We start from the raw sequence: 25,182 nt of genomic DNA on the forward strand, positions 1-25,182 counted from the left end.
GTGACCAGTAAGAACGCACGCCTCGCCACCGGCGGACGCATCGATCGCAGCATCTCTTGGCGCTTCACCGTGGACGGCCAGGAATTCACCGGCCACCCGGGCGACACCATCGCTTCGGCGTTGCTGGCCAATGGCCACATCAACGCCGGCAATTCCCTTTATGAGGACCGCCCCCGCGGCATCATGGCAGCCGGTGTGGAAGAGTCCAACGCCTTGGTCAAGATCGCACCCCGTTTCCGCGGACACGTTGCCGAGTCCATGCTTCCCGCCACGGCAGTTTCGTTGGTGGACGGCATGAACATTGAACTCCTGTCCGGCCTTGGCAAGCTTGATCCCAACGAGGACAAAGCTGAGTACGACAAGAAGTACGTCCACACGGATGTCCTGGTGGTCGGCGGCGGTATTGCCGGCCTTGCCGCGGCCCGTGAAGCTGTCCGCACCGGCGCACGCGTCATCCTCATTGACGACCAGCCCGAACTCGGCGGCTCCCTGCTCTCCGGTTCCACCGCCCCGGAACTGGCCGAGCAGATCGAAGGCAAGCCGGCCCTGGAATGGGTTGCTGACGTCGAGGCAGAGCTGGTTTCCGCCGGCGAATGCACAGTCCTGAACCGCACCACGGCTTTCGGCTCCTATGACTCCAACTACTTCATCGCAGCCCAGAACCGTACGGACCACCTGAGCGTTCCAGCAGCCTCCGGCGTCTCGCGCCAGCGTATTTGGCACATCCGTGCCAAACAGGTTGTCCTGGCCCCCGGCGCCCACGAGCGTCCGCTGGTCTTTGAGAACAACGACCGCCCGGGCATCATGCTCGCCTCGGCAGCCCGCACCTACCTGAACCGTTACGCCGTCGCAGCCGGTTCACGCGTGGTCATCACCACCACCAACGATTCCGCCTACGCACTCGCAGCGGACCTGAAGGCAGCAGGCGTGACGGTTGCCGCCGTCGTCGATGCCCGTCCGCAGATCAGCGCGAAGGCCGCTACCGCCGTCGAGTCCGGCCTCCGGGTCCTCATCGGCAGCGCCGTGGCGGACACCTCGGCGGATGAGAATGGCCGCCTGAACGGTGTCACCGTCCGCAGCATTAACGACGACGGCGAACTCACCTCGGGCGTCGAACAGCTGACTGCCGATCTTCTTGCAGTTTCAGGTGGTTGGAGCCCTGTGGTCCACCTCCACAGCCAGCGCCAGGGCAAGCTGCGTTGGGATGACGAGCTCGCAGCGTTCATTCCCACCAAACCCGTCCGGGACCAGCAGGTTGTGGGCGCCGGCCGTGGCAGCTACGAACTCCAGGATTGCCTGGCAGAGGGCATCTCGGCGGGAGCGGCAGCCTCCATCGCTGCAGGCTTCGAGTCCGCAACCACCCCGGTGGAGCTGCAGGCACCTGTGGCCAGTGCTCCGAGCCGTCAGCTGTGGCTGGTTCCCGGCCAGTCCGGTGAGCCCGGTGAGTGGCACCACCACTTCGTTGACTTCCAGCGTGACCAGTCCGTGGCGGACGTCCTCCGCTCCACCGGTGCAGGCATGCGGTCCGTGGAGCACGTCAAGCGGTACACCTCCATCAGCACGGCCAACGATCAGGGCAAGACCTCCGGTGTCAACGCGATCGGCGTGATCGCCGCAGCGCTGAAGTTCGGCGGAGCTGAGAACATCCCGGGTGTTGGCGAGATCGGAACCACGGCATACCGTGCACCGTTCACTCCTGTGGCCTTCGCAGCGTTGGCAGGCCGCCAGCGTGGGGAACTGTTCGACCCCGCCCGAGTCACCTCCATCCACCCGTGGCACGTGGCACAGGGCGCACTGTTCGAAGACGTCGGACAGTGGAAGCGTCCTTGGTACTACCCGCAGGGCAGTGAAGACATGGACACGGCGGTCCTGCGTGAATGTGCCGCCGTCCGCGATTCCGTGGGCTTCATGGACGCCACCACCCTGGGCAAGATCGAGATCCGCGGCAAGGATGCGGGCGAATTCCTGAACCGTATCTACACCAACGCGTTCAAGAAGCTCGCCCCGGGATCCGCCCGCTACGGCGTGATGTGCACCTTGGACGGCATGATCTTCGACGACGGCGTGACCCTCCGCCTGGATGATGACCGCTACTTCATGACCACCACCACCGGCGGCGCAGCCAAGGTACTGGACTGGCTGGAGGAGTGGCACCAGACGGAGTGGCCGGAGCTTGATGTGGTCTGCACATCCGTCACGGAACAGTGGAGCACCATCGCCGTCGTTGGCCCGAAGTCCCGCGCAGTGATCGCCAAGGTTGCTCCCCAGCTCGCCGAAAACGGTGGCCTGGAGGCAGAGAACTTCCCGTTCATGACCTTCCGCGAAACCACGCTGGCGTCCGGAGTTCAGGCACGCGTTTGCCGTATCTCCTTCTCCGGTGAACTCGCCTACGAAATCAACATCCCGTCCTGGTACGGACTCAACACCTGGGAAGCCGTTGCTGCTGCAGGTGCCGAGTTCAACATCACCCCGTACGGCACCGAAACCATGCACGTCCTCCGCGCCGAGAAGGGCTACCCGATCGTGGGGCAGGACACGGACGGCACGGTCACACCGCAGGACGCCGGCATGGACTGGATTGTTTCCAAGGCCAAGGACTTCATCGGCAAGCGCTCCTACCTCCGTCAGGACGCCAGCCGCGAAGACCGGAAGCACTTGGTCAGCGTCCTTCCCGTGGACCACTCGCTGAGGTTGCCGGAAGGCACGCAGCTGGTGGAGAAGGGCATCCCGGTCAACCCGGCTAACGGACCCGTCCCCATGGAGGGCTTCGTGACCTCCAGCTACCACAGCGCCGCATTGGGCCGCTCGTTCGCCCTGGCTCTCATTCAAAACGGCCGCAATCGGATCGGCGAGACCCTGGTGGCCTCGCTGGGAGACCACTTCGTGGACGTGGTTGTTGGCGAAACCGTACTTTTCGATGCTGAAGGGACCCGCAAAGATGGCTGAAACAGCAACACCAGCAGAAACCGCACACGTCGACCGCGTCCGGGGTGCCCGCCGCAGCCCGGCCGAGCACCTTGCTGACGCTTTCACCTCCGGCTCCGTGCCGGGCACGGTGACACTCACCGAAATCCCCTACCAGGCCATGGTGGGCGTTCGGGTTCACCCGGCGTCCGACGCCGGCGCCCGGGTTGCGTCCGTCACCGGCGGCTTGCCTGCCGCTTGCGGTGAGGTGACAGGCGGGGGTGGAGTGAACACCCTCTGGCTTGGCCCCACCGAGTTCATGGTGGTCGCACCCGAGGAAGCCCACGATTCCCTGGGCGGCTCCTTGGTCAGCGATCTGACCACGGCGCTGGGCAACGACGCAGGGCAGGTAGTGGATCTGTCCGCCAACCGCACCACGTTCGAGCTCTCCGGCAGCCACGCCCGCGCAGTACTGGAGAAGACCTGCGCCTTGGACCTGCACCCGCGCGTCTTCAAGGCCGGGACTGCTGTTTCCACGGAGCTCGCCCACATCCCGGTGATGCTGTGGAAGACCTCGGACGAGACCTACCGGATCTTTCCCCGGGCCTCGTTTGCCGACTTCCTGGGACGCTGGCTCATCGACGCCATGCGGGAGTATGCCTCCCCAGAGGTCCCCTGATGGCATTGAGTGTGCTTGATCTGTTTTCTGTTGGCATTGGGCCGTCGTCTTCACACACGGTAGGCCCCATGCGCGCGGCAAAGCAGTTCACGGACGGTCTCGAATCGTCCGGCCAGCTTCCGGCCACGGTGCGCGTCCAGGCTGAGCTTTTCGGCTCGCTGGGCGCCACCGGCCGGGGCCACGGCTCAGACAAGGCTGTGGTGCTGGGGCTGCAAGGCCACTCTCCTGAAACCGTGAACACTCATACTGCCGATGACCAGGTGGCCGCCGCTGCACTGGACGCGGAACTTCGCCTGGGCGGCAACCACCGGGTGGACTTCAATTGGGACGAGGACGTGGTCCTGCACCGCCGCAAGTCGCTGCCGGCCCACCCCAACGGCATGACGTTCCGGGCGTTGGACCACAAGGGTTCGGTGCTCAGGGAACGCAGCTACTACTCCATTGGTGGCGGGTTCGTGGTGGACGGAGACGTCTCCGGCACCGACAAAGTGGTTGCCGATGACACCGTCCTGCCCTACCCCTTCACCACTGCGGACGAACTCCTTGCCATCTGCCAGCGCGAAGGCAAATCCATCTCGGACATCATGCTGTCCAACGAACTCGTCTGGCGTTCCGAGGAAGAACTCCGCGAACGGCTGCTGGGCATCTGGGCCGTCATGCAGGAATGCGTGGACAACGGCTGCTCTGCCGAGGGAATCCTGCCGGGAGGCTTGAAGGTCAGGCGACGGGCGCCGTCGTTGTTCAAGAAGCTTTCCGAAACCGACGCAGACCTTAACGGTGCAGGTTCAGCGGACCCGTTCCTCGCCATGGAATGGGTCAACCTCTTCGCCTTGGCCGTGAACGAGGAAAACGCTGCGGGCGGCCGGATTGTCACCGCGCCCACCAACGGTGCCGCCGGAATTGTCCCCGCCGTGCTGCACTATTACACCAAGTTTGTTCCGGGAGCCAACGACGACGGTGTCGTGCGGTTCCTGCTGGCGGCGGCCGCCGTCGGAATCCTGTTCAAAATCAACGCGTCCATTTCGGGCGCCGAGGTGGGCTGCCAGGGTGAAGTGGGCTCAGCCTGCTCCATGGCTGCCGCCGGCCTCTGCGAGGTTCTGGGTGGGACCCCGGAGCAAGTGGAAAATGCCGCCGAAGTGGGCATCGAACACAATCTGGGCCTCACTTGTGATCCCGTGGGCGGGCTGGTGCAGATCCCCTGCATCGAGCGCAACGCGATCGCCAGCGTCAAAGCCATCAACGCCGCCCGCCTTGCCCTGCACGGCGATGGCAGCCACAAAGTTTCCCTTGATAAAGCCATCAAAACCATGCGCGAAACAGGCGCGGACATGAAATCCAAGTACAAAGAGACCTCCCGTGGGGGCCTCGCCGTCAACGTAGTGGAGTGCTAGCCATGACTGCCATCCAAACCGAAACCACTGCCGTCTCCGCTGCTGAGACCACCGTGGAACACGTCCTCACCCTCGACTGCCCCGAGGGTCCCGGAATTGTGCACGCTGTGTCCGGCTTCCTGCTGGAGCACGGCTGCGACATCATCGACAACAAGCAGTTCGGAGATCGCGCCGAAGGCCACTTCTTCATGAGGGTGCACTTCGCGTCCGACGGCGATGAATCCACCGTTGATGCGTTGCGGGAGGCCTTCGCCCCGGTGGGTGAGAAGTACGCCATGAGCTGGCAACTGCAGCCCCAAGGGTACAAGCGACGCGTGCTGATCATGGTCTCCAAGTTCGGTCACTGCCTGAACGACCTCTTGTTCCGTGCAAGGATCGGCGAGCTGCCCATCGACGTAGTGGGCGTCGTGTCCAACCACACCGATCACCAGGGCTTGGCGGAATGGCACGGGATCCCGTTCTTCCACGTCCCCGTCACCGCTGCCACCAAGCCGGCCGCCGAGGGGCGTTTGTTGGAGATCATTGATGAGCTGGACGTTGAACTCATTGTGCTGGCCCGTTACATGCAGGTGCTCAGCGACGACCTGGCCCGCAAACTCGATGGCCGCGCCATCAACATCCACCACTCGTTCCTGCCGAGTTTCAAGGGCGCCAAGCCCTACCACCAGGCATACGCGCGTGGTGTGAAAACTGTGGGCGCCACAGCCCACTACGTGAACGGCGAGTTGGATGAAGGTCCCATCATCGCTCAGCAGGTAGTGGAAGTGGACCACACGTTCGGGCCGGACGATCTCGTAGCCGCCGGCCGGGACACCGAATGCAAGGCCCTCAGCAACGCCGTTCGCTGGCACTGCGAGGGGCGGATCATCCTGAATGGGAACAGGACGATCGTGTTGAAGTAGGGCTCTGCAGGCACCCATTTCGATGGTTCCCTGCGCATACGCTGTTGCGAACGGCAGTGTGCGCAGGGAACCATCGAATTGGCGTTTAAGGGCTCAGCCGTTGACGGCGTCGATCCACACTCCGATGATCCACGTGCTCGCAGCGGCACACGCGAGTCCGAACTCCACCAGGATGCCAATGCCCGTGGCTTTCAGCGCGGCACCGCTGGAGCGGACAGCCACCCGGAAGTCACGGGTCCGCTGGACCTCGCTGAGGAGAAGCCCGACGGCGAAGCCCACAAAGAGCCCCACCACCGGAATAACGAACATTCCCACTACGCCCAGGACCACGCCGATCAGCACCGACCTGTTGGGAATGCCGTGCTGCTTCAGCTTTCGCCCAGTGAGCACGGCACTGGCTGCCATTCCTGCCACGACGAACACCATGCCGACGGCGAAGATCACCCAGCCGAGCGGACCGGCACCGCCCCAGATAGCCCAGGCCAGGAGGCTCGCGCCAATGAGGATGCTGCCCGGGAGTACGGGAATGATGGTCCCGGCGACACCTACCGCAATGGCCAGGCCGCACAGGATGGTCACGATAAGTTCGGCGTTCATGACCCTCAGTCTAGGTGGGCTCCGCTAAGAGGAAGCACTGAGCGACATCGCGGGCCCTGCTGAAGTGCGTTGTATGAACAACTGAACTGCAAAGCTGATTGCAGAGCAGTGCAGTACGCCAGAGTCTTGGGAAACGAGAGATTAACGTCCAGAAAACTTGTATAGACAAGTAGCAATTTCCGTTGATTGCTGCCAAGTGAAGCGGCAGGGTTGAGGAGTCAGGCCGTCGGCACGCACCGTGCCAACGGCTCCCCACCGGACCCGAACTTGGAGATACCCTTGGACAACGCCCGTCCTTTCCGCAGCGCATTGGCAACGGCCGCGCTGACGCTCGCAGCCGCCGTCGTACTTCCCTCAGCCGCGATTGCGGCACCCGCAGAACCCAGCCCGTCTGATGCAGCCAGCCGTCCGGCCACAGCGTCCTACGTGGGCCTTCCCGATGGAACCAAGCGCAAGAAGACCCTGGTGATCGGCATCGATGGTGCAGCGATCGCCAAATTCGGCGCTGCCGGCATGCCCAACGTGCAAGGCGTGATGGACAGCGGCATGACCGCCAAGAGCAACCTGTTCGCCAGCCCGATGGCACCGACCGTTTCCGGCGCAGGGTGGTCGAGCATCGCTACGGGTGTGTGGCCGGACAAGCACAACGTGGTGGACAACAACTTCACGGCTCCCAACTACGGCCAGTACCCCGACTACCTGAGCCGCCTAGAAACAGCCCGGCCCAACGCCTCCACGCTGGTGGTGGGCACGTGGGCGCCCATCCCCGAAAAGGTGTTCGGAGCAAACGTTGACCTGAGAATCGCCGGAGGCAACGACGCCGGCACCACGGCCAAGGCCGTGGATTACCTGGCCAAGGGGAACCCGGACAGCACGTTCATCCACCTGGACGAAGTGGACGGCGCCGGCCACTCCTACGGCACGGAGCGGGAGGAGTACCTTGCCGCGCTCCGCAAGGCGGACGGCCAAGTAGGGGAGATTCTGAACGCGGTGAAGAACCGCCCAAGCTATAAATCCGAGGATTGGCTGGTGGTCCTCACTGCCGACCACGGCCACACCCCCACCGGCGGTCACGGCGGCAACACCCCTGCCGAGCGCCAGACCTTCGTGATCGCCCAAGGCAAGGGCATCGAGCCGGGCAGCGTCCGCAACGACGTCAAGATCACTGACATCGCCCCCACCGTGCTCAAACACGAAGGCGTCAAGGCCGAGGCAGCTTGGAACCTCGACGGACAGGCACTCTCAGATATTGCACCGGACGCGTTCGATTCCCTCCGCGACAGCCTGCAGTCCCGCATAGACGAGACCGCCCCAGCCGCCGACGTGAAGGGCTGGACCAGCACCACACCCGAAGGATGGACCATCGACAACTCGGCCATGCCCGCTGGAGGCGTGACCGAATGGCGTGGCTGGTCGTTCGCGACGGACGAGTTCTGGACCAACGTGGACCGCAACCAGGGCCGCGAAACATCCGTGCGCAACCGCAACGTCTTCGCCGTGGCCGACTCGGACGAATGGGATGACAAGTCGCACGCCGCCGGCCAGTTCGACTCCACCCTCATCAGCCCCGAGTTCAAGGTAAAGGGCGGCAAGGCCGCAACGCTCTCCTTCGCCTCCAACTACAGGATCGACGGACCCCAAAGCGGCGAAGTCCTGGTCAGCTACGACGGCGGGGCACCGCAGCTGGTGAAGTCCTACACCGCCAACTTCAACGGTTTCGAAAACCTGGCCCTGGAAGTCCCCCAGGGCGCAAAGAAGGCAAAAGTCAGCTTCCGCTACACCGGAACCAACAGCGCCTTCTGGACGGTGGACCAGGTAACGCTGGCCCGCTAACGCGTTACGCGCCTTAAGCAAAGAACGACGGCGACGCTCCCCAGCACGGGAGGCGTCGCCGTCGTCGGTCTTGCGTTAGTAACCGCTACTCGGTGATGACTACTCTGTCACCGCTGCAGCAACTGCCGCGGTGACGGCCGGGGCTACTCGGGCGTCCAGCGGGCTCGGCACGATGTAATCCGCGGAGAGGTCTTCTGCGGCCAGTTCAGCGATGGCGTTGGCAGCGGCGATCTTCATGGCGGGCGTGATGCGGCGGGCCTTGGCATCGAGTGCGCCGCGGAAGATGCCGGGGAAGGCCAGCACGTTGTTGATCTGGTTGGGGAAGTCGCTGCGGCCGGTGGCAACAACGGCTGCGTACTTCTGGGCGACCTCGGGCAGAACTTCCGGGTCCGGGTTGGACAGGGCGAACACGATCGACTGATCGTTCATGAGCTTCAGGTGTTCTTCAGCCAGCTTGGAAGAGGAGACACCCACAAAGACGTCGGCGCCGGTCAGTCCTTCACCCGGACCGCCGCTGATGCCGCGGGGGTTGGTGCGCTGGGCCATGCGGGCTTTGACGCTGCCGGGATCGGCCACGAGATCTGCACGGTCCGCGTTGACCACGCCCTTGGAGTCGAGCAGGATGACGTCCTTGATGCCAACAGCGAGAAGAATCTCGGCAATGGCGATGCCAGCGGCACCTGCGCCGGAAACAACAACCTTGAGGCCGGCGAGTTCGCGCTGGGTCACCTTGGCGGCGTTGGTCAGGGCGGCAAGAACCACTACGGCGGTGCCGTGCTGGTCGTCGTGCATGACCGGGCAATCGAGGGCTTCAATGAGGCGCTCTTCGAGTTCGAAGCAGCGCGGAGCCGAAATGTCCTCGAGGTTTACGGCGCCGAAGCTCGGGCGGAGGCGGACCAGGGTCTCGATGATCTCGTCCACGTTGGTGGTGTTGAGGACCAGTGGGATGGAGTCGAGATCGCCGAAGGACTTGAAGAGTGCAGACTTGCCCTCCATGACGGGCAAGGAAGCACTGGGGCCGATGTTGCCCAGACCCAGAACGGCGGTGCCATCGCTGACCACAACAACAAGGCGTTCAGCCCAGGTGTGGGTGCGGGCAAGCTCGGGGTTGGCGTGGATCGCACGGCTGACCTGGGCAACGCCCGGGGTGTACGCGATGGAAAGGTCACGCTTGTTGTTGAGCGGAACGGTGCTGGAAATGGTCAGCTTGCCGCCTTCGTGGGCTGCGAAGATCTCTTCTTCGCTCAGTACCAAGGCTTCGTTATCAGTTGCAATTGTCTCAATGGACACGTCTTTGTCTCCTCAGGCTAGCCGTGGACCCACGGCATGATTCGGGCAGGAACAGAACTGCTGGTGCGGGCCAAGGGTGACTGGTCCGGCATTGCTTCTGCAGATAGGGGGCTGCTAGCCGCTTCGGTGTTTCCAGCCTAGGGAAGCGCCGAGGGTACAAGATTCAATACCAAGAGAGACGATTCGAGAGTAAAACGTTCAACCAAGCCAAAGTGTGATCCGCGTCATGGCAAAAACCGTGTTCTGAGGCCTTGCCGGTCTAGACCAGCAGAGGATTGTTACTCCCCAGTGAGCAGTGTGCACGCTTTCTTCAGATCCTTCTCCGCCTCAAACAAGGACAACCTGCGGCAGCGGACAGCCTGCACCAGCCCGCTCACCAGGTGCAGGAGGATGCGGGCCCTGACGGTGTCCTTTCCCGGGTCCTTACTCAACGAACCCACTACTTCCTCGGACAGGGCGTCAATCTCGCGCAGCAGCTGCGCTGTGTCATCGTCCTTGCCCGCAGGGCGGATGAGGCAGTGCTCCACACCCGGCTGCATGACCCGCAGGTGGAAGATCTCCATCATCAAACCCGCGAGGGCGTGGCCTTTACCTTCCCTCAGCCGGACGCCGTCGCGGAGTTCCCGCAACTGTTGCCTGTAGACGGCCAGCATCAGGTGGGCTGTTGAGGGAAAGTAGCGGTAGAGCGTGCCGAGCGGGATATCGGCCCGGGCAGCGACGTCAGAAAGGCTCAAGGTATCGAACTGCCGCTGGGCAAACCCCTCTGCCGTTTTCAGAATGCGGGCATAGCGCAGCTGCTGCCGCGGAGTGGTGGGCGCGGCAGCCATACGGGGCAACCCCGTGGTCAGGTCAAGGGAGTACGGTTCCAGTGAGTTTGATACGGGCATTTCCGGCGATCTCTTGGCAGGCTGACAAGGAAGCGGCCGGCGGGGTCAAAGACCGCGGCTGGCCGATCGCATCAATGATACGGGAGCAAAATGACCGTTTCCTGAGAGCTCACCTTGCGTCCACAAGCCATGCCTTTCCCGTCTATCCGCCCCTGCAGACATACACTTCATGCAGGTTTGGAAGCCACTCGGGAGGAATACGCATGGGGACATTACGACGTCGGATTGCAGCGGCGCTGCTGACCGCCACCGTGGCGGCCATGGCACTTGGTCCGCTGCCGGCGTCGGCCGCGCCCAGCAACGGGCCGGACCCCGTGGTGAACGGTGAAGCTTTTGTGGGTAAGACGTTGACCACGGACATCGGCCCGTACACCTTCTACGGCTGCGGGGGCGGTAAAGGCCCCGACTTCACGGTCTACTGGACCAGGGACGGCTTCCTCGTAGCCGGGGAAACAACACGTAGCTACACGCTGGAGCAGGATGACACCGGCGCCCGCATGGCCGCGCACGTCACCGCCAGCACCACGGCCTGCGGCGGGGAATCGCTGCACAGCAACGAAACCAAGCCCGTGGCTGCCGCGAACAGGGCGGCAGGTTTCACCGGACGCAGCTTTGAACTCCTGACCCGGGCCAATGATGGCTCGCTGGTGCTCTACGGGCGAAGTGGGGGCGCCTGGGACGCGGCCCGGACCGTCGGGTGGGGCTGGAGCATCTTCAATCTGGTCCTCTCGCCGGGAGACTTCAACGGTGACGGCAAGGGCGATGTGATCGCAAGGGATACCGCCGGAACCTTATACCTCTACGCGGGGGACGGAACAGGGGGCTGGAAACCGGCGCAGAGCATCGGCAAGGGCTGGAACATTTTCGACTCGATCGTCAGCCCCGGGGACTTCAACGGCGACGGCTACAACGACGTCCTCGCCCGCGAACCCGGCGGCGCCCTCTATCTCTACCCGGGAAATGGTGCCGGGGGCTGGTTGGCGCGAACCGCCGTCGGGACTGGCTGGAACGTCATGGACTCCATAGTGACGCCCGGCGACTTCAATGGCGACGGCAATGTGGACATCCTGGCGCGGGACCGTAGCGGGTACCTGTACTTCTACGGCGGCAACGGCGCCGGCGGCTGGTCGCGGTCCTGGATGATCGGCGTCGGATGGAACGCGCTCAAGTTCGTAGGCGGTGCCGGCGACTTCAACGGTGATGGCTTCCCCGATGTTTACGGAGTGGATCAGCAGGGCCGCCTGCTTGCCTACTACAGCGACGGCAGGACGGGATGGAAGGGCTCCGAGGCCGTAGGAGCCGGCTTCGGATTGTTCACAGCAATCTTCTAGGAAGATCTCAGTCGCGGTACCATTAACCCCATAAAGTCTGGGGAGGACACAATGTTTGCTTCATCACGCCCTACGTCGGGTGCGCGTCGAGTGGTGGCGGGCATTGCAGCAGCCGTGGTCGCTGCAATCGCCTTCGCGCCCGCGCCTGCCATGGCCACCATGGACCCCTCGGATCCCGTGGTTCACGGAGCGCCCTTTGTCGGCTCAACACTCACGCTTGAGATAGATCCTGCTTCCTACCGTGGCTGTGGCGCCGCTGCCGGCCCGGACTACAGCATCTATTGGACGCGGGATGGCGTTCGGGCCAACGACCATTGGGCTTGGTGGACTTACGAGCTCGATGAATCGGATCGCGGCAAGACCATCGCTGCCCACGTCCAAGCAAGCCAAAACGGGTGCGAGCCGCTGGAAGTCAGCAGTGAAGAAACCGCCCCGATCTCAGCCTCCAACAGGGCCAACGGATTCACGGGGCGTGGCAACTTCGAGCTGCTTGCGCGCCGCTCCGACGGCACTCTCATGCTGTACCCTCGCTTGTCCGATGCCTGGGAGTCCCCCCGGACTGTCGGCCCCGGTTGGAACGGATTCAGCACCGTACTCTCCCCCGGCGACTTCACCTCCGATGGCACCAACGACATCTTGGCCAAGGACGCGGCCGGGAACCTTTTCCTCTACGCAGGCAACGGCAACGGCGGTTTCTACGCGGCTAGACAGATTGGCAGCGGCTGGAACGCCTTCAACACCATCGTCTCCCCCGGCGACTTCGACGGAGATGGCCACAACGACATCCTTGCCCGGGACGCCGGTGGCCGCCTGTACCTCTACCCCGGTAATGGTCTAGGAGGCTGGCTCAACCGGTCGCTGGTAGGCACCGGGTGGGATGTTGCCAACAAGATCATCACCCCCGGCGATTTCAACGGTGACAACCACGTGGACCTCTTGGCACGCGATACTTCCGGGGCCCTGCGGCTCTACAGCGGCAACGGTGCGGGTGGCTGGTCCGGGACTGCCGTCGTCGGCCAAGGTTGGGGTGGAATGACCGCCATCGGCGCTGCGGGCGACATTGACGGCAACGGCAACGCAGACATATACGCGGTGGATGGCTCTGGCCAGCTGCTGGCGTATTACGGCGATGGCGACGGCGGATGGAACGGCGCCGCCCCCGTCGGTTGGGGCTGGGGCGGGTTCAACGCGGTGTTCTAAAGAAACGTCGTGTTCTAAAGAATGGGGGAAACCATGACAACGCTTTCTGGAATGCGTTACGCAAGGACAAGTTTTCGCATCCTTATGGCCACTCTTTTGTGCGCCGCCCTCGCGATCACAGTTCCTCCCCCGCGGGCCATGGCTGCAGGCCCGGAGGTGCCCTTGCCCACTGTGGTGTCGCGGACTTCTCCGGCCACAGTGGTGCCTGGGAACACCATCTCGTTGTCCTTCACCCTCAGCGGGCCCGCCCAGCAAGTAGGTTTCACCTACATCAATGAGGACACGCTGGAGCAGGCAACACTTTACGGGCCCACCAGCCAAGCGCCCGGGCCCTACAGCGCCCAAGCCAACGTTCCCGTCAACGGAAGCGCTTTTACGCGAACAGGACGCTACAAGCTGCTCAGCGTTGACATCGTCTTAACGTCCGGGAACGGTTCCGTTCGCTATGGCCGCGATGGCAACGTCCTTTTCCTCTCCCAAGGCCTTGAAGCTCCAACGCAGCGCCCCGGGGCCCTTGACGCAGTGGACTTCGCCGTCAACAACCCGAACTTCCCGCTGGTGGACAACCCCAACACCACTCCGCCAACCGTCACAGGCGTAGCGCGCTATGACCAAGTCCTGACGACGGACAACGGCGCTTGGACTTACCCGCCCACTGGCTTCGCATATCAGTGGCTCAGGAACGGCCAGCCAATCCCGGGTGCCACCCTCAACACCTACCGGGTAGCCGAAGCCGACCTGGACCAGACTCTGTCAGCCCGCGTCACCGCCACTCGGGCAGGGTACCGAGCCGTGTCGTCATCATCGCTGCCGCTCACACCCACATCGACCATCACAGCCACCGCCCCCACGCTTCAAGGCAAGCTGACCGTCGGTGAACAGCTCACAGGCGTTTTCAACGAGGGCAGCGTTGCTACGGGAACACCTGGTGGCGCCGTCAGCATCAGGTACGAATGGGTGCGGAACGGAACTGTGATCAGCGGTGCCACCGCCAAAAACTACACACTGGCCGCGGCGGACCGTGGCGCCGTCGTCGGCTTCCGTGCGGTTGTCCAGGCCGGCGACCCGGCCACAGCCACGCGGCCGTTTACGGTGTACGGGCGCACAGTTGTGCGGAACAAGGCCCACACAGCAGGATTCGACGCCGGTACCTCCTTGGACCTGTTCGCTCGGAATGCGTCGGCGAACCTTCTTTTGTACCCGACTGACGGCGCCGGCAGATGGCAGGCAGCAAGGACGATCGGCTACGGCTGGGATGTCTTTGACCTGGTATTTTCCGCCGGTGACTTCAACGGCGACGGCAATAACGATGTCATCGCCCGGGACGATGCCGGCACCCTTTTCCTCTATCCGGGCAATGGGACCGGAGGCTGGCTGCCCCGCGCTGAGATCGGCTGGGGCTGGGACATTTTCAACTCGGTCTTTGCTGCTGGTGACTTTTCAGGGGACGGCAACAACGACCTCCTGGCCCGGACTCCCTCCGGCGCCCTGGTGCTATACCCCGGCAACGGTGCGGGTGGTTTCCGCTCCCCCGGCGCGGTTGGCCAAGGCTGGGCTGCCCTTAGCCAAGTCTTCTCCCCCGGCGATTTCGACGGCGACGGCAACCCCGATGTCATGGGCCGCGACGATGCCGGAAACCTCCGGCTCTACGGCGGCAACGGCCAGGGCGGCTGGACCACTGCCAGGGGCATCGGGACCGGGTGGAACGTGATGTCCAGGATCGGCGGCGCAGGCGACTTCAATGGCGACGGCATCAACGACGTCTGGGCCATCGACTCCGCCGCCCAGTTGAATATGTACTACGGCAATGGCAGCGGCGGATGGAAAGGCGCGGGCGTTGTCGGCTGGGGCTGGGGCGGGTTCACGGCCGTGTTCTAAGACGATTTCGGTTGCATTTCCCGCTTGACTTGTCTTGTTCAGAAAAAATTGCCAGGAAATTCCCAGACTTGGGTTTCGGCAATGTACTCTCATTTCAATCACAGTGGGCGGGCGTCTCTGACCGCCTTGAATTGGGGGAACATTTTGGGGCACTTCCCGGCGTCGAGCGCGCCACTGTCAAGGACTGCTCGACCGCATGCCCCGGGTACTATCCTGCCGCTTCGTGCAGCGTCCGCTGAGTAATCCCTCGTTCATTTTTGGTTGCCGGTCGGGCAACCCCTTTTCTGGAGGAATCCCTTGGAGACCACTACTCCTATACCTGCCGCTGCGCGCAAGCGGCGGCGTTTGTATTCACTCATCACCACGTCCTTGCTTTCAGGGCTCCTGTTGGCCCCGACCTTGCCGGCTGGCGCTGCGACGCCAACTGCTGCTGTTCCGAGCCGTTACGTGTATCTCAGCGGAACCCTGCAGCTCGGTGGTGATCCAACCGTCGGCGGCCTTCTGAAAGTGGATGTCTCGAATACGTTCGCCCACGTCTCACCGGAGGGTGGGTCTGCTTCAGTTTCGTTCACCTGGACCCGCGACGGTTTGGTGATCCCAGGGGCGACGGGTCCAACCTACCGTGCGACGTCCGCGGACTTGGGACGCGTTGTCGGTGCATCAGTGACCGCCGTCTACGACCCCGAATCAGTGGGAACAGTCCAGGCTGCCCATCCTCTCCGGGTGGCCGCAGCTCCCCGTGCCCGTGGATTCAACGGAGACGGCACCCTGGATATCTTCGCCCGTGATTCCTCCGGCCGGTTGTTGCTCTACCCCACTGACGGGCGGGGCAATTGGCAAGCGACACAGGTCATCGGCTGGGGATGGAACAGCTTCAGCCTGTTGGTTTCCCCCGGAGACTTTGATGGAGACGGCACTGTTGATGTACTTGCCCGCGATGGTCAGGGACGGCTCTTCATCTACCAAGGCAACGGTTCCGGAGGCTGGAAGAGTGCCTTGCAAATAGGTCAGGGCTGGCAAAGCTTCACGAGTCTCATCGCCCCGGGGGACTTCAATGGAGACGGCACCAATGACATTCTCGCCAAGGACAACGCCGGCAACCTCTTCCTTTACCCAGGAAATGGTGGAGGCGGGTGGCTTGCACCGACGCTGATTGGACCAGGCTGGGAACGCTACGAGGCAGTCGGAGCCGGGCATTTCTTGGGTACGTCAGACCTTGTTGTTCTCTCGCGTTCCTTCTGGGGAAACCTTGAGGTGCGAACCACAAATCGAAACGGGTGGTTCCAAGAATATGGCATGCCCGGCGGCTATTCCGGCTCTATTGGATGGGGCTGGGAATCAATGGCACGCATGGGCACGGCCGGTGATTTCAACGGCGACGGGGATTCGGACGTCTACGGAATAGACGGCAGTGGCCGGCTCACAATGTACCTTGGCGACACCTCGGGTTACTCGTACTCCGGCATCTCCGGCTACCGCTGGAAAGGTTCCCCCGTTGTCGGATGGGGTTGGAACAGCCTGACAGCAGTGTTCTAGACCGTGATTTTCCAGAGTTTGTACGTAGCTTCTCATCAGGAGATCCAGACATGACAAACCATTCAGCGCGATTCCCGACCCGCCAACTGCGTATTTTGGCATTAATCCTGACGGTCATGCTTGCCGGTCTTCTACAGCAGGGCCCGGCAGCTGAGGCATCATCGGCGCAGGCACAAACAGCCGCCGTGAATTCTTACGTTTGGCCGCCGGACCCTGGCTTCCTGACTCTGGCAGCAGCAACCGCTGCCCCGATTCCCGTGTCCGGCGAAATGCGCTTGAACTTCACGGTGGCTCGTCCGGCCACTCGTCTTACTATCGTGATGCTCGATCCATCACAAGCCACCGCGATGTACCTACATTGGAGTGTGCCGGCCGGCGGAGAACCCCAGGCATCCGGATCTGTGGTGCGGACTGTCAACGAGATAGACGCAACAGGGAAGTACACACTTCGGCAAGCCTCCGTGGACTTCGCAGACGGCTCAAACACCACCATAGACCCCAGGAAATACAGTGGGGATAAAGCAGTGACTGATGACTTCCCAAACGCTGCTTTTGAGGTCATCAACCCGGCCGTGCGACTCCAGCAGAATGTCAACATCACCCCCGCCTTCGTTGAGGGCGCACCTGAAACCGAAATCTGGGCGAGAGCCAATCTTGGTACTTGGCAGGGCAGCGTGTCCCGTGCTGACTACCAGTGGATGCGTAACGGCGTGGATCACGAAAGAAAGACATACGAATATGACTTTTCTTCGTTTGACGTTGGCTCAATGATTTCCTTCAGAGCAGTGGTCTACGCGCGCGGATATCTGCCCACAGAGATAGTTTCAAAAGCGGTGGGGCCCATTATTCAACCACGACGCCCGAAGGTGTTGGGCGAAGGAGCAGTTGGATCCATCCTCCGTACCGACTTCAGCCTTGCCGAAGTTCCTGTTCCGTCGGGGGCCAACCCCGTGGTCAAATACCGCTGGGTGGGACCTCCTTATGCGGAGCGTCCAGGCGGAGCAACTTACCGTCCGACTCCGCAGGACCAAGCGCACAACTACCCTAATCACTTCGTCGCCGCAGAGGTCACTGTTTCCTCCGGCTGGGACACTTTACGGCTTGTAACCAGCCAATGGAAGGAAAACATCAAGGATTCCCACTGGTCCAGTGGGTTCGATGGCGATGGAACAACGGATATTCTGACCCGCGACCAGTCTGGCCTCCTGAGCATGTATCCCACATCGACTCAGGGCGGATGGCAGGCACCACGCATGATCGGGCAGGGATGGTCCGGCATGACATCCATCATCAAGACAGGAGATCTTGATCGCGACGGCAAGAACGATGTGGTGGCCAGGGATGCAGCGGGCCGCCTGTTCCTCTATCCAGGAGACGGCCAAGGCGGCTGGCTCCAGCAGAGGCAAATCGGCACTGGCTGGAACGTCTTCAACAGCATATTTGCCGCGACCAGCACCAACCTCGACGGCGGTCACAGCGGCATCTACGGCCGCGACGCCAACGGAACTCTTTGGTACTTCTCCAGCTACAGCGGTGGTGGCTTGGTCTACGGAGGACACCCGGTGGGAACTGGGTGGAACATGTTCAATACGGTCTTCCCTGCCGGTGACTTCAACGGCGACGGCGTTGAGGAGGTGATGGGGCGGACTCCCTCCGGGCTGCTCTACAGCTACCGGCTGAATGGCTCCAGCATCGATCAAGTCCAGGTCATCGGAAATGGGTGGCAGGTGATGTCCAGGATCGGAGCTGCTGGCGATTTCAACGCAGACGGACACCAGGATGTTTATGGCATCGACTATTCGGGCAGGATGCACATGTACTACGGCGACGGGGCCGGAGGATGGAAGGGGTCTGCCGTCGTCGGCTGGGGCTGGGGCGGTTTCACCGCGGTGTTCTAGGCCTAATCGACACTCTTGATCTTCACCACGAACACGGCCCCCAGCAGGCCAATGACTGCGGCGGCTACGTACAGCGAGACGTAGCCGCCCCAGTAAAGGACAAACGGAGAGGCGATCAAGGGGGCGATCACCTGCGGCAAAGAGTTGGCAATGTTGATGACGCCCAAATCCCGGCCGCGGTCCATCCCGGTAGGAAGGACCTGTGTGATGAGCGCGAAGTCAACGGCGAGATACGATCCAAAGCCGATCCCCAGCACCACCGCACCGGCAAGCCCGCCAATCCACGTCGGTGCGAAGGCAAGGATCAGCGACGCCAGTGCAATGATGACGGACGAAGCGATCACCAGGGGCTTCCGTTTGCCCATCTTGTCGCTCAGCCTGCCCCCGAGCACGCTGGTGACAATGACTGAGACCGCGTAAAGCCCGGTAAGGATGAGGACACCAAACGACGGATCGATTCCTTCGGTTTCCTTGAGCCGCACAGCATCACTCAGGAAGAACAACAAATACAACGTGACCATGTGGTTGCCGGTGCTTACCAGCAGGCGGGTCAGCCAGGCCCACGCGAAATCCGGATAGCGCTTCGGCGAAACCCAGAAGCCTTTGAGGAAGTCCGCCAGGTTGAAGGGCGGACGTTCAGTGGGTGGAAGCTGCTGATCGTCATTCTTGAAGAGGTAAAGCACGACGCCGGCGAGCAATGCTGCTGCGCACAGCCAGTAACCGGCGACAAAGTTTCCAACAACTACCGCAGCGATTACGGCACCGATCAGAATTCCTACCGTTTGTCCCATGGCGGCCAGTCCGCCTACAGTTCCACGCTGTGGAACCGGGACGCGGTCAGGTATGGCGGCCGTGATAGCTGCGTACATGGCGTTGGCTCCAGCCTGCACAACGCACCACAGCAAAGTCATTGCTGCAACGTTGGGAGCCCCGGCCAAAGCAACGAGCGCAACAGCTCCCAGTATGGCGCCCATCAGAACCCAGGGAACACGGCGACCAAACCGGGATGTAGTGCGATCGCTGAATGCCCCGAAGAGCGGGTTTGCCACCATGGAGACGGCCGCACCGCAGCCCGTGACCAGAGCAAGGATCGCTTCTTTCTGGCCTTCGTCAAAGTGAGCTGCTTGCAGGCCCAAGAGCACTTGGAGGGGACCAAAGAATGCTGCGTTGATGCCCAGGTTGACCAGCACCACGCCAGTGACCCAGATCGGCCGGACACGGGTAACAGGCTCGGCCAGGGCCGTGGTGGTTCCACCACTGACTACGGCTGGATCCGGCACCGGGCCCGGTAGATCGGACAAGCTCATGGCAGGTTCCCCCTCTTTGAATGTTTGGATTCAGCCTAGCGCGACGGAGCGACGCTGAACCGCCGTCGGGTTTTTTATCCACATAGGCCGAAACAAGTCCTGCCGCAGCGCTGAACCAGGCGTTAGTGTGGCCTCAACCGGATAGAGGAGCAGCACTGTGAGTGAGCAAGTAAATACCGCCGATCTCTACGACGAGCGCGGCGAGGAACTGGAGTCCATCGCCGTACAGTTTCAGAACCTGGGCGGACACACGCATTTCAGTGGGCCTGTCCGCACTATTCGGTGCTTTGAGGACAACGCTTTGGTGAAGACCATCCTCAATACGCCCGGCGAAGGCGCCGTTCTTGTCATCGATGGCCAGGGTTCGTTGAGGACTGCGCTCATGGGAGACATGATCGCGGAAAGCGCCGTGGCAAACGGCTGGGCCGGAGTCATCATTAACGGCGCCGTTCGCGACCGCGAGGCAATCGCCCGCTTGCCCCTGGGCGTCAAGGCGCTGGGTAGCAATCCAAAGAAGAGTGCCAAGACAGGTGTGGGTGAAGTGGATGTTCAGCTGGTCATCGATCGCGTCCGCATTCAGCCCGGCGTGATGATCTTCTGCGACCCGGATGGCATCTTGATCGAGCGCTGACCCTCCCGGAGATGCCGACTTAGAGGGAAAGCCGAAGAAATATTCTCCCGTCGGGAATCAACCGGGGAGTAAGATAGTTACTGAAAGCAACTATCCTGCTTAATCCACTTTTCTGCCACCTCTGGAGAAGATATGTCCAAAACTGCGCCTGTAAGGGCTGCTGGAGAGGTCCTGACGCATCGTCAGACACTCACGGTCATGGTGGGGCTCATGCTCGGCATGTTCCTGTCCTCGCTGGACCAAACCATCGTGTCCACCTCCATTTACACCATCGCCAACGACCTCGACGGCCTGTCCCTCCAGGCGTGGGCCACCACGGCGTACCTCATCACCTCGACGGTCAGCACGCCGCTCTACGGCAAGCTCAGCGACATTTTCGGCCGCCGCCCGCTATACCTCGTGGCAATCGTGATCTTCCTGGCAGGTTCCTTGTACGCGGGATCTGTCCATTCCATGACTGAGCTGGCCATTGCCCGCGGCATCCAGGGCCTCGGCGCCGGCGGCCTGTTGGCCTTGGCGTTGACCATCATCGGCGACATCGTGGCGCTCAAGGACAGGGCAAAATACCAGGGCTACTTCATGTCAGTCTTCGGCATTTCTTCCGTGCTCGGCCCGGTGATTGGCGGTGCGTTCGCTGGCTCGGCAAACATCCTGGGCTTCGACGGCTGGCGCTGGGTCTTCTTCATCAACCTCCCCATTGGGCTTGCCGCCCTTGTGGTGGTCTTCATGTACCTGCACCTTCCGGCACGGCATGTGAAGCAAAAGATCGATTACTGGGGCGCCGCTGCGATCACCCTTGCGATTGTTCCGCTGCTGCTGGTTGCAGAACAGGGCCGCACCTGGGGTTGGGCTTCCGGCGCATCCTGGCTCTGCTATGGGCTTGGCGTCATCGGCATCGTGGCCTTCCTCCTGGCCGAGAAGCGTGCGGGCGACTACGCGCTAATTCCCCTGCGCCTTTTCAAGAACACGACTTTCGGATTGTCCTCACTGCTGAACTTCATCATCGGCATCGGCATGTTCGGCGCCATTGCCATGCTGCCCATGTATTTGCAGCTCGTGAAGGGTCTTACTCCTACCGAGGCCGGACTAATGATGATCACCTTCACGGTGGGCATCCTCTTCGGCTCCATCTCTGCCGGCCGGACCATCTCCTCATCAGGGGTGTACCGGATCTTCCCCATCATGGGTACGGCAGTGCTGGCCGCCGCCGCCACCGTGATGGGCCTGGTCCTGGGAGTCGATACCGGGCTGTGGGTCCCCGGCCTGATTGCCGTGTTCTTCGGCGTCGGATTGGGCTTCTGCATGCAGCCGCTCACACTGGCCATGCAGGTTTCCGTTCCGCCCAAGGATATGGGCGTAGGCACCTCAACGGCCGCGTTCTTCCGGTCCATGGGTGGAGCAGTAGGCACAGCCGTCTTCATCTCCATGCTCTTCAGCACGGCGGCTGACAAAATCGCCGACGGCATGAAGACTGCCGCCGCCAACCCGGACTACCAGGCGGTTATGAAGGACCCGGCTGTGGCTTCCGATCCGGCCAACGCCAAGCTCTTCGACTTCTTCAAGAACGGCGCCAACAACGAATCCCTGAACGACACCAGCTGGCTTCACACGGCCAACAGCACGCTCACGAGGCCCATCACTGAAGGCTTCGCCCAAGCAATCGACATCGTCATGCTCACGGCCGCCGGGCTCATGATCATTGCCTTCCTGATCAGCTTCGCGCTTCCTAACAAGAAACTCACGGACCCCAAGGCCGCAGCCAAGGAATCCGTCCCAGCGCACTAAGCTCACACGCTAGCCACTGAGTTCACGCAACACGAAGAACGGCAGGAAGTCTCCGGACTGCCTGCCGTTCTTGTGCTTTGCGTTCAATTAGTTCCGCCAACGGGTGCCACTTCCGGCACTCGAGGCTACGCGGAGGCACCACCCAGCGATCTCACAGCTGCCAAACAGCTGCGAATACGTTAACAACGTGAAGGCAATGTCACGTCGGTCACTTGACTGGAACTGTAGCGATATGACGTGCCACACTGTTTAGCGCGAGTGCACCGGCGTCCCCGTCGGACCGCCGACGACGTCCCGCACATCGCTTCCACCCCCCATTCCCTAAGGGAGACCCATGTCCAGTTCCAGCACCGAAGGCGCGCCCCCAGTTTCACGGAAGGTGATCGGCCTGGCCGTTGCCGGCGCGGTGGGAGGATTCCTCTTCGGCTTCGATTCGTCCGTGGTCAATGGCGCCGTGGATGCGATGGCTGACGAGTTCGTCATGAGCGAGGCAGTCACAGGATTTGCCGTCGCCGTTGCCTTGCTGGGCTGTGCCGCCGGCGCCTACTTCGCCGGCAAGATAGCCGACCGATACGGACGCATCCCCGCTATGAAGATCGGTGCGCTGCTCTTCCTGGTGAGCGCCGTGGGGACGGGCCTCGCCTTTGGCGTGTGGGACCTCATCTTCTGGCGCTTGGTAGGTGGCTTGGGCATCGGTCTTGCCTCCGTTATTGCCCCGGCCTACATCTCCGAAATCTCGCCCAGGCACGTACGTGGCCGCTTGGCTTCGCTCCAGCAGCTCGCCATCACCACGGGCATCTTCGCAGCACTCCTCTCCGACGCGGTGTTGGCCAACTCGGCCGGCGGCGCCGGTGGCACGTTGTGGCTGGGCATTGAAGCCTGGCGCTGGATGTTCATCGCCTGCGCCGTGCCCGCCACAGTGTATGGCTGGATCGCTTTCCGCCTCCCGGAGTCCCCGCACTTCCTGGTACTCAACGGCAAGGAAGACCAGGCCCGCAGCATCTTCAACAAGATCATCCCGGGCGACGACATCGAGCGGCACATCCGCGAGATCCGCGAATCCATCCAGGAAGAAAAGCTCTCCACCAAGAAGGGCTCCCTCCGCGGCAACAGGTTCGGGCTTCTTCCAGTGGTTTGGATCGGCATCATCCTCTCCGTCCTGCAGCAGTTCGTCGGCATCAACGTGATCTTCTACTACTCCACTACACTGTGGAAGGCCGTCGGGTTCCAGGAAAAGGACTCGCTGACCATCTCCGTGGCCACCTCCGTCACGAACATCCTGGTGACCCTTGTTGCCATCGCCCTGGTGGACCGTATTGGCCGCCGGCCCATCCTGCTCACCGGTTCCATCGGCATGGCAGCGTCCCTCGGCGTCATGGCGTTGGCCTTCTCTTCCGCAGTTGGTTCGGGCTCCGAGATCAGCCTCCCCGGCGCGTGGGGGCCGGTAGCCTTGGTCGCAGCCAACGTCTTCGTGATCAGCTTCGGTGCCTCGTGGGGTCCGCTCGTATGGGTGCTGTTGGGCGAAATCTTCCCGTCCCGCATCCGTGCACGTGCCCTCGGCCTGGCCGCAGCGGCGCAGTGGATCGCGAATTTTGCCATCACGCTCAGCTTCCCCATCATGGCGGCAGGTTCGCTGCCGCTGACGTACGCCATGTACGCGGCGTTCGCTGCGGCGTCGTTCTTCTTCGTCATGTTCAAGGTCCCGGAGACCAACGGCATGTCCTTGGAACAGGCCGAAACCCTGTTCGTTCCCAAGGGAGCACCGGTGGCACCCTTGCCAGTCAGCAAGGACGAATCGAAGTAGCGCACAAGAAAGCCCGGCGGATTTGACCAGTTCAATTCCGCCGGGCTTTTCGTGTTTACGGGAGAGTTACACCAGGTGCGGCTCGTGGGATTTCAGGTAGCCACGCCCTCCGACAGCAACAAGGATGGCGATGACCATGGCCACCGCGCCGGCGAAGAACGGCACCTGAGGGCCGAAGTGCTCGCCGAGCTGGGCCGCCGCGAACGGTGCCAGCGCGCCGCCCATCCAGCGCACAAAGTTATAACCGGCCGAAGCAACGGGACGGGGTGAATCAGAGACGCCCATGGCCAGTTCCGTATAGACCGTGTTGTTGATGCCGAGTAAGGCGCCGGCCACGATGACAAGCACGACGACGGCCGTCACCGAGTGCCCGGCTGCCAGTCCCAGGCCGATCAGGTCGAGCATGAGCGCAGCCAGTGTGCCGGTGAGGACTTTGACGGCGCCGAACCGCTTCTGGAGCACGGGTGCAACGAACACCGAGAAGACGGCCACGGCAACACCCCAACCGAAGAACACTCCCCCAATGCCATAGGCGTCCATGCCCAGGATGAACGGAGTGAAGGCGAGGATGGTGAAGAAGCCGTAGTTGTAGAACAGCGCGCTGGCGGCGGTTGTCCGGAGGCCCTTGTGTCCCAGTGCCAGCAAGGGATCCCGGAGGCGGGACTTTTCAGCCGGGGCCGGTGTTTTGGGAAGCAATGCCAGCAACGCGATGAAGGCGGCGGCCATGAGAACTGCGGTGCCGAAGAACGGAGCCCGCCACTGCCAGCCGCCCAGCAGGGCACCCAGCAACGGGCCGAGGGAAATACCCAGGCCGAGCGCTGCTTCGTAAAGGATGATGGCAGTCCCGGTTCCACCACTGGCGACGCCTACGATCACTGCCAAAGCTGTTGCTACGAACAACGCGTTACCTAGACCCCAACCCGCCCGGAATCCCACCAGTTGCTCGACACTTCCGGAGAGACCAGAAAGTGATGCGAACACCACGATGATGGCCAAACCGATCAGCAGCGTCTTCTTTCCACCAATCCTTGAGGACACGAATCCGCTGATCAACATGGCGATTGCGGTGACCAGGAAATAGCTGGTGAACAGCAACGAGACTTCACTGGTGGATGCCTCAAGATTCTTGGCAATCGCGGGGAGGATCGGGTCTACGAGCCCTATGCCCATGAACGCGAAGACGGCCGCGAGCGCAGTCGCCCACACAGCTTTGGGCTGCTTGAGGAGGGAAGCTTTCTCGGCCTCCAGGGTGGTTTCGATGGTTGTTTCGGCGCTTGCTGAAGCGTCAGCCAACTGGCGTGACATTCAATTGCTCCTTGTCGGTGCTAT

18 protein-coding genes are annotated in these 25,182 nt (G+C 62.2%); 13 read left to right on the forward strand and 5 right to left on the reverse strand.

Going from position 1 to position 25,182, the window contains the following annotated elements; translation table 11 throughout:
• From CQ020_RS14700 to purU, 4 genes are read left to right on the forward strand one after another with little or no spacing between them, the layout of a single operon-like run.
• The gene (locus CQ020_RS14700) at positions 1-2,946 is read left to right on the forward strand and encodes a sarcosine oxidase subunit alpha family protein (RefSeq protein ID WP_105692529.1); all 2,946 of its coding nucleotides are present in this window, start codon (positions 1-3) and stop codon (positions 2,944-2,946) included.
• Positions 2,939-3,583, forward strand: coding sequence for a sarcosine oxidase subunit gamma (locus CQ020_RS14705; RefSeq protein WP_105692530.1), 645 nt, complete (start codon positions 2,939-2,941; stop codon positions 3,581-3,583). Before CQ020_RS14700 ends, CQ020_RS14705 begins: the two co-directional genes overlap by 8 nt.
• Positions 3,583-4,974, forward strand: a complete 1,392-nt coding sequence (locus tag CQ020_RS14710; protein WP_105692531.1) for an L-serine ammonia-lyase — start codon at positions 3,583-3,585, stop codon at positions 4,972-4,974. The genes CQ020_RS14705 and CQ020_RS14710 overlap by 1 nt, the downstream gene beginning before the upstream one ends.
• A 2-nt stretch (positions 4,975-4,976) precedes the next feature.
• Positions 4,977-5,876: a formyltetrahydrofolate deformylase gene (gene purU, locus CQ020_RS14715; protein WP_105692532.1), complete on the forward strand. Its 900-nt coding sequence runs from the start codon at positions 4,977-4,979 to the stop codon at positions 5,874-5,876.
• 93 nt (positions 5,877-5,969) lie between these two features.
• On the opposite strand, the gene CQ020_RS14720 is transcribed toward purU, so the two are convergent.
• Positions 5,970-6,473: a DUF456 domain-containing protein gene (locus tag CQ020_RS14720; protein WP_024818506.1), complete on the reverse strand. Its 504-nt coding sequence runs from the start codon at positions 6,471-6,473 to the stop codon at positions 5,970-5,972.
• Between the two features lie 279 nt (positions 6,474-6,752).
• Here CQ020_RS14720 and CQ020_RS14725 point away from each other — a divergent pair, with 279 nt between their 5' ends.
• Positions 6,753-8,306, forward strand: a complete 1,554-nt coding sequence (locus CQ020_RS14725; RefSeq protein WP_258141900.1) for an alkaline phosphatase family protein — start codon at positions 6,753-6,755, stop codon at positions 8,304-8,306.
• 99 nt (positions 8,307-8,405) lie between these two features.
• Here CQ020_RS14725 and CQ020_RS14730 read toward each other — a convergent pair whose 3' ends face one another.
• Both CQ020_RS14730 and CQ020_RS14735 read right to left on the reverse strand, forming a co-directional pair.
• Positions 8,406-9,596, reverse strand: a complete 1,191-nt coding sequence (locus CQ020_RS14730; protein ID WP_105692533.1) for an NADP-dependent malic enzyme — start codon at positions 9,594-9,596, stop codon at positions 8,406-8,408.
• Between the two features lie 278 nt (positions 9,597-9,874).
• A complete protein-coding gene (locus CQ020_RS14735) occupies positions 9,875-10,483 on the reverse strand; it encodes a TetR/AcrR family transcriptional regulator (protein ID WP_105692534.1) in 609 nt (202 codons plus the stop codon).
• Positions 10,484-10,686: 203 nt separating this feature from the next.
• Here CQ020_RS14735 and CQ020_RS14740 point away from each other — a divergent pair, with 203 nt between their 5' ends.
• The 5 genes from CQ020_RS14740 to CQ020_RS14760 all read left to right on the forward strand — a co-directional run bounded on the left by CQ020_RS14740 (position 10,687) and on the right by CQ020_RS14760 (position 18,326).
• Positions 10,687-11,814 carry a VCBS repeat-containing protein gene (locus CQ020_RS14740; RefSeq protein ID WP_105692535.1) on the forward strand — a complete coding sequence of 376 codons (1,128 nt, stop codon included), beginning with the start codon at positions 10,687-10,689 and terminating at the stop codon, positions 11,812-11,814.
• Positions 11,815-11,865: 51 nt separating this feature from the next.
• Positions 11,866-13,014 carry a VCBS repeat-containing protein gene (locus CQ020_RS14745; protein WP_105692536.1) on the forward strand — a complete coding sequence of 383 codons (1,149 nt, stop codon included), beginning with the start codon at positions 11,866-11,868 and terminating at the stop codon, positions 13,012-13,014.
• 33 nt (positions 13,015-13,047) lie between these two features.
• Positions 13,048-14,892, forward strand: coding sequence for an FG-GAP-like repeat-containing protein (locus CQ020_RS14750; RefSeq protein WP_181151894.1), 1,845 nt, complete (start codon positions 13,048-13,050; stop codon positions 14,890-14,892).
• 297 nt (positions 14,893-15,189) lie between these two features.
• A complete protein-coding gene (locus CQ020_RS14755; protein WP_258141901.1) occupies positions 15,190-16,428 on the forward strand; it encodes a VCBS repeat-containing protein in 1,239 nt (412 codons plus the stop codon).
• 50 nt (positions 16,429-16,478) lie between these two features.
• Positions 16,479-18,326, forward strand: a complete 1,848-nt coding sequence (locus tag CQ020_RS14760) for a VCBS repeat-containing protein (protein ID WP_105692538.1) — start codon at positions 16,479-16,481, stop codon at positions 18,324-18,326.
• A gap of 2 nt (positions 18,327-18,328) precedes the next feature.
• On the opposite strand, the gene CQ020_RS14765 is transcribed toward CQ020_RS14760, so the two are convergent.
• Complete coding sequence (locus CQ020_RS14765; RefSeq protein ID WP_105692539.1) at positions 18,329-19,633, reverse strand: MFS transporter; 1,305 nt, start codon at positions 19,631-19,633, stop codon at positions 18,329-18,331.
• A 157-nt stretch (positions 19,634-19,790) separates the two neighbouring features.
• Between CQ020_RS14765 and rraA the strand changes: the two genes are divergently transcribed.
• The 3 genes from rraA to CQ020_RS14780 all read left to right on the forward strand — a co-directional run bounded on the left by rraA (position 19,791) and on the right by CQ020_RS14780 (position 23,853).
• The gene (gene rraA / locus CQ020_RS14770) at positions 19,791-20,264 is read left to right on the forward strand and encodes a ribonuclease E activity regulator RraA (protein WP_105692540.1); all 474 of its coding nucleotides are present in this window, start codon (positions 19,791-19,793) and stop codon (positions 20,262-20,264) included.
• A 132-nt stretch (positions 20,265-20,396) separates the two neighbouring features.
• Positions 20,397-22,049 carry an MDR family MFS transporter gene (locus tag CQ020_RS14775; protein ID WP_105692541.1) on the forward strand — a complete coding sequence of 551 codons (1,653 nt, stop codon included), beginning with the start codon at positions 20,397-20,399 and terminating at the stop codon, positions 22,047-22,049.
• 334 nt (positions 22,050-22,383) lie between these two features.
• Positions 22,384-23,853 (forward strand): sugar porter family MFS transporter, encoded by a 1,470-nt coding sequence (locus CQ020_RS14780; protein WP_105692542.1) that lies wholly within the window; start codon positions 22,384-22,386, stop codon positions 23,851-23,853.
• Between the two features lie 66 nt (positions 23,854-23,919).
• Here the strand turns inward: CQ020_RS14780 and CQ020_RS14785 are convergent, their stop codons facing one another.
• Complete coding sequence (locus tag CQ020_RS14785; RefSeq protein ID WP_105692543.1) at positions 23,920-25,158, reverse strand: MFS transporter; 1,239 nt, start codon at positions 25,156-25,158, stop codon at positions 23,920-23,922.
• Positions 25,159-25,182: the final 24 nt, after the last annotated feature.

Origin of the sequence: Arthrobacter sp. MYb23, from assembly GCF_002979775.1 — a bacterium.
Taxonomy (GTDB): domain Bacteria; phylum Actinomycetota; class Actinomycetes; order Actinomycetales; family Micrococcaceae; genus Arthrobacter.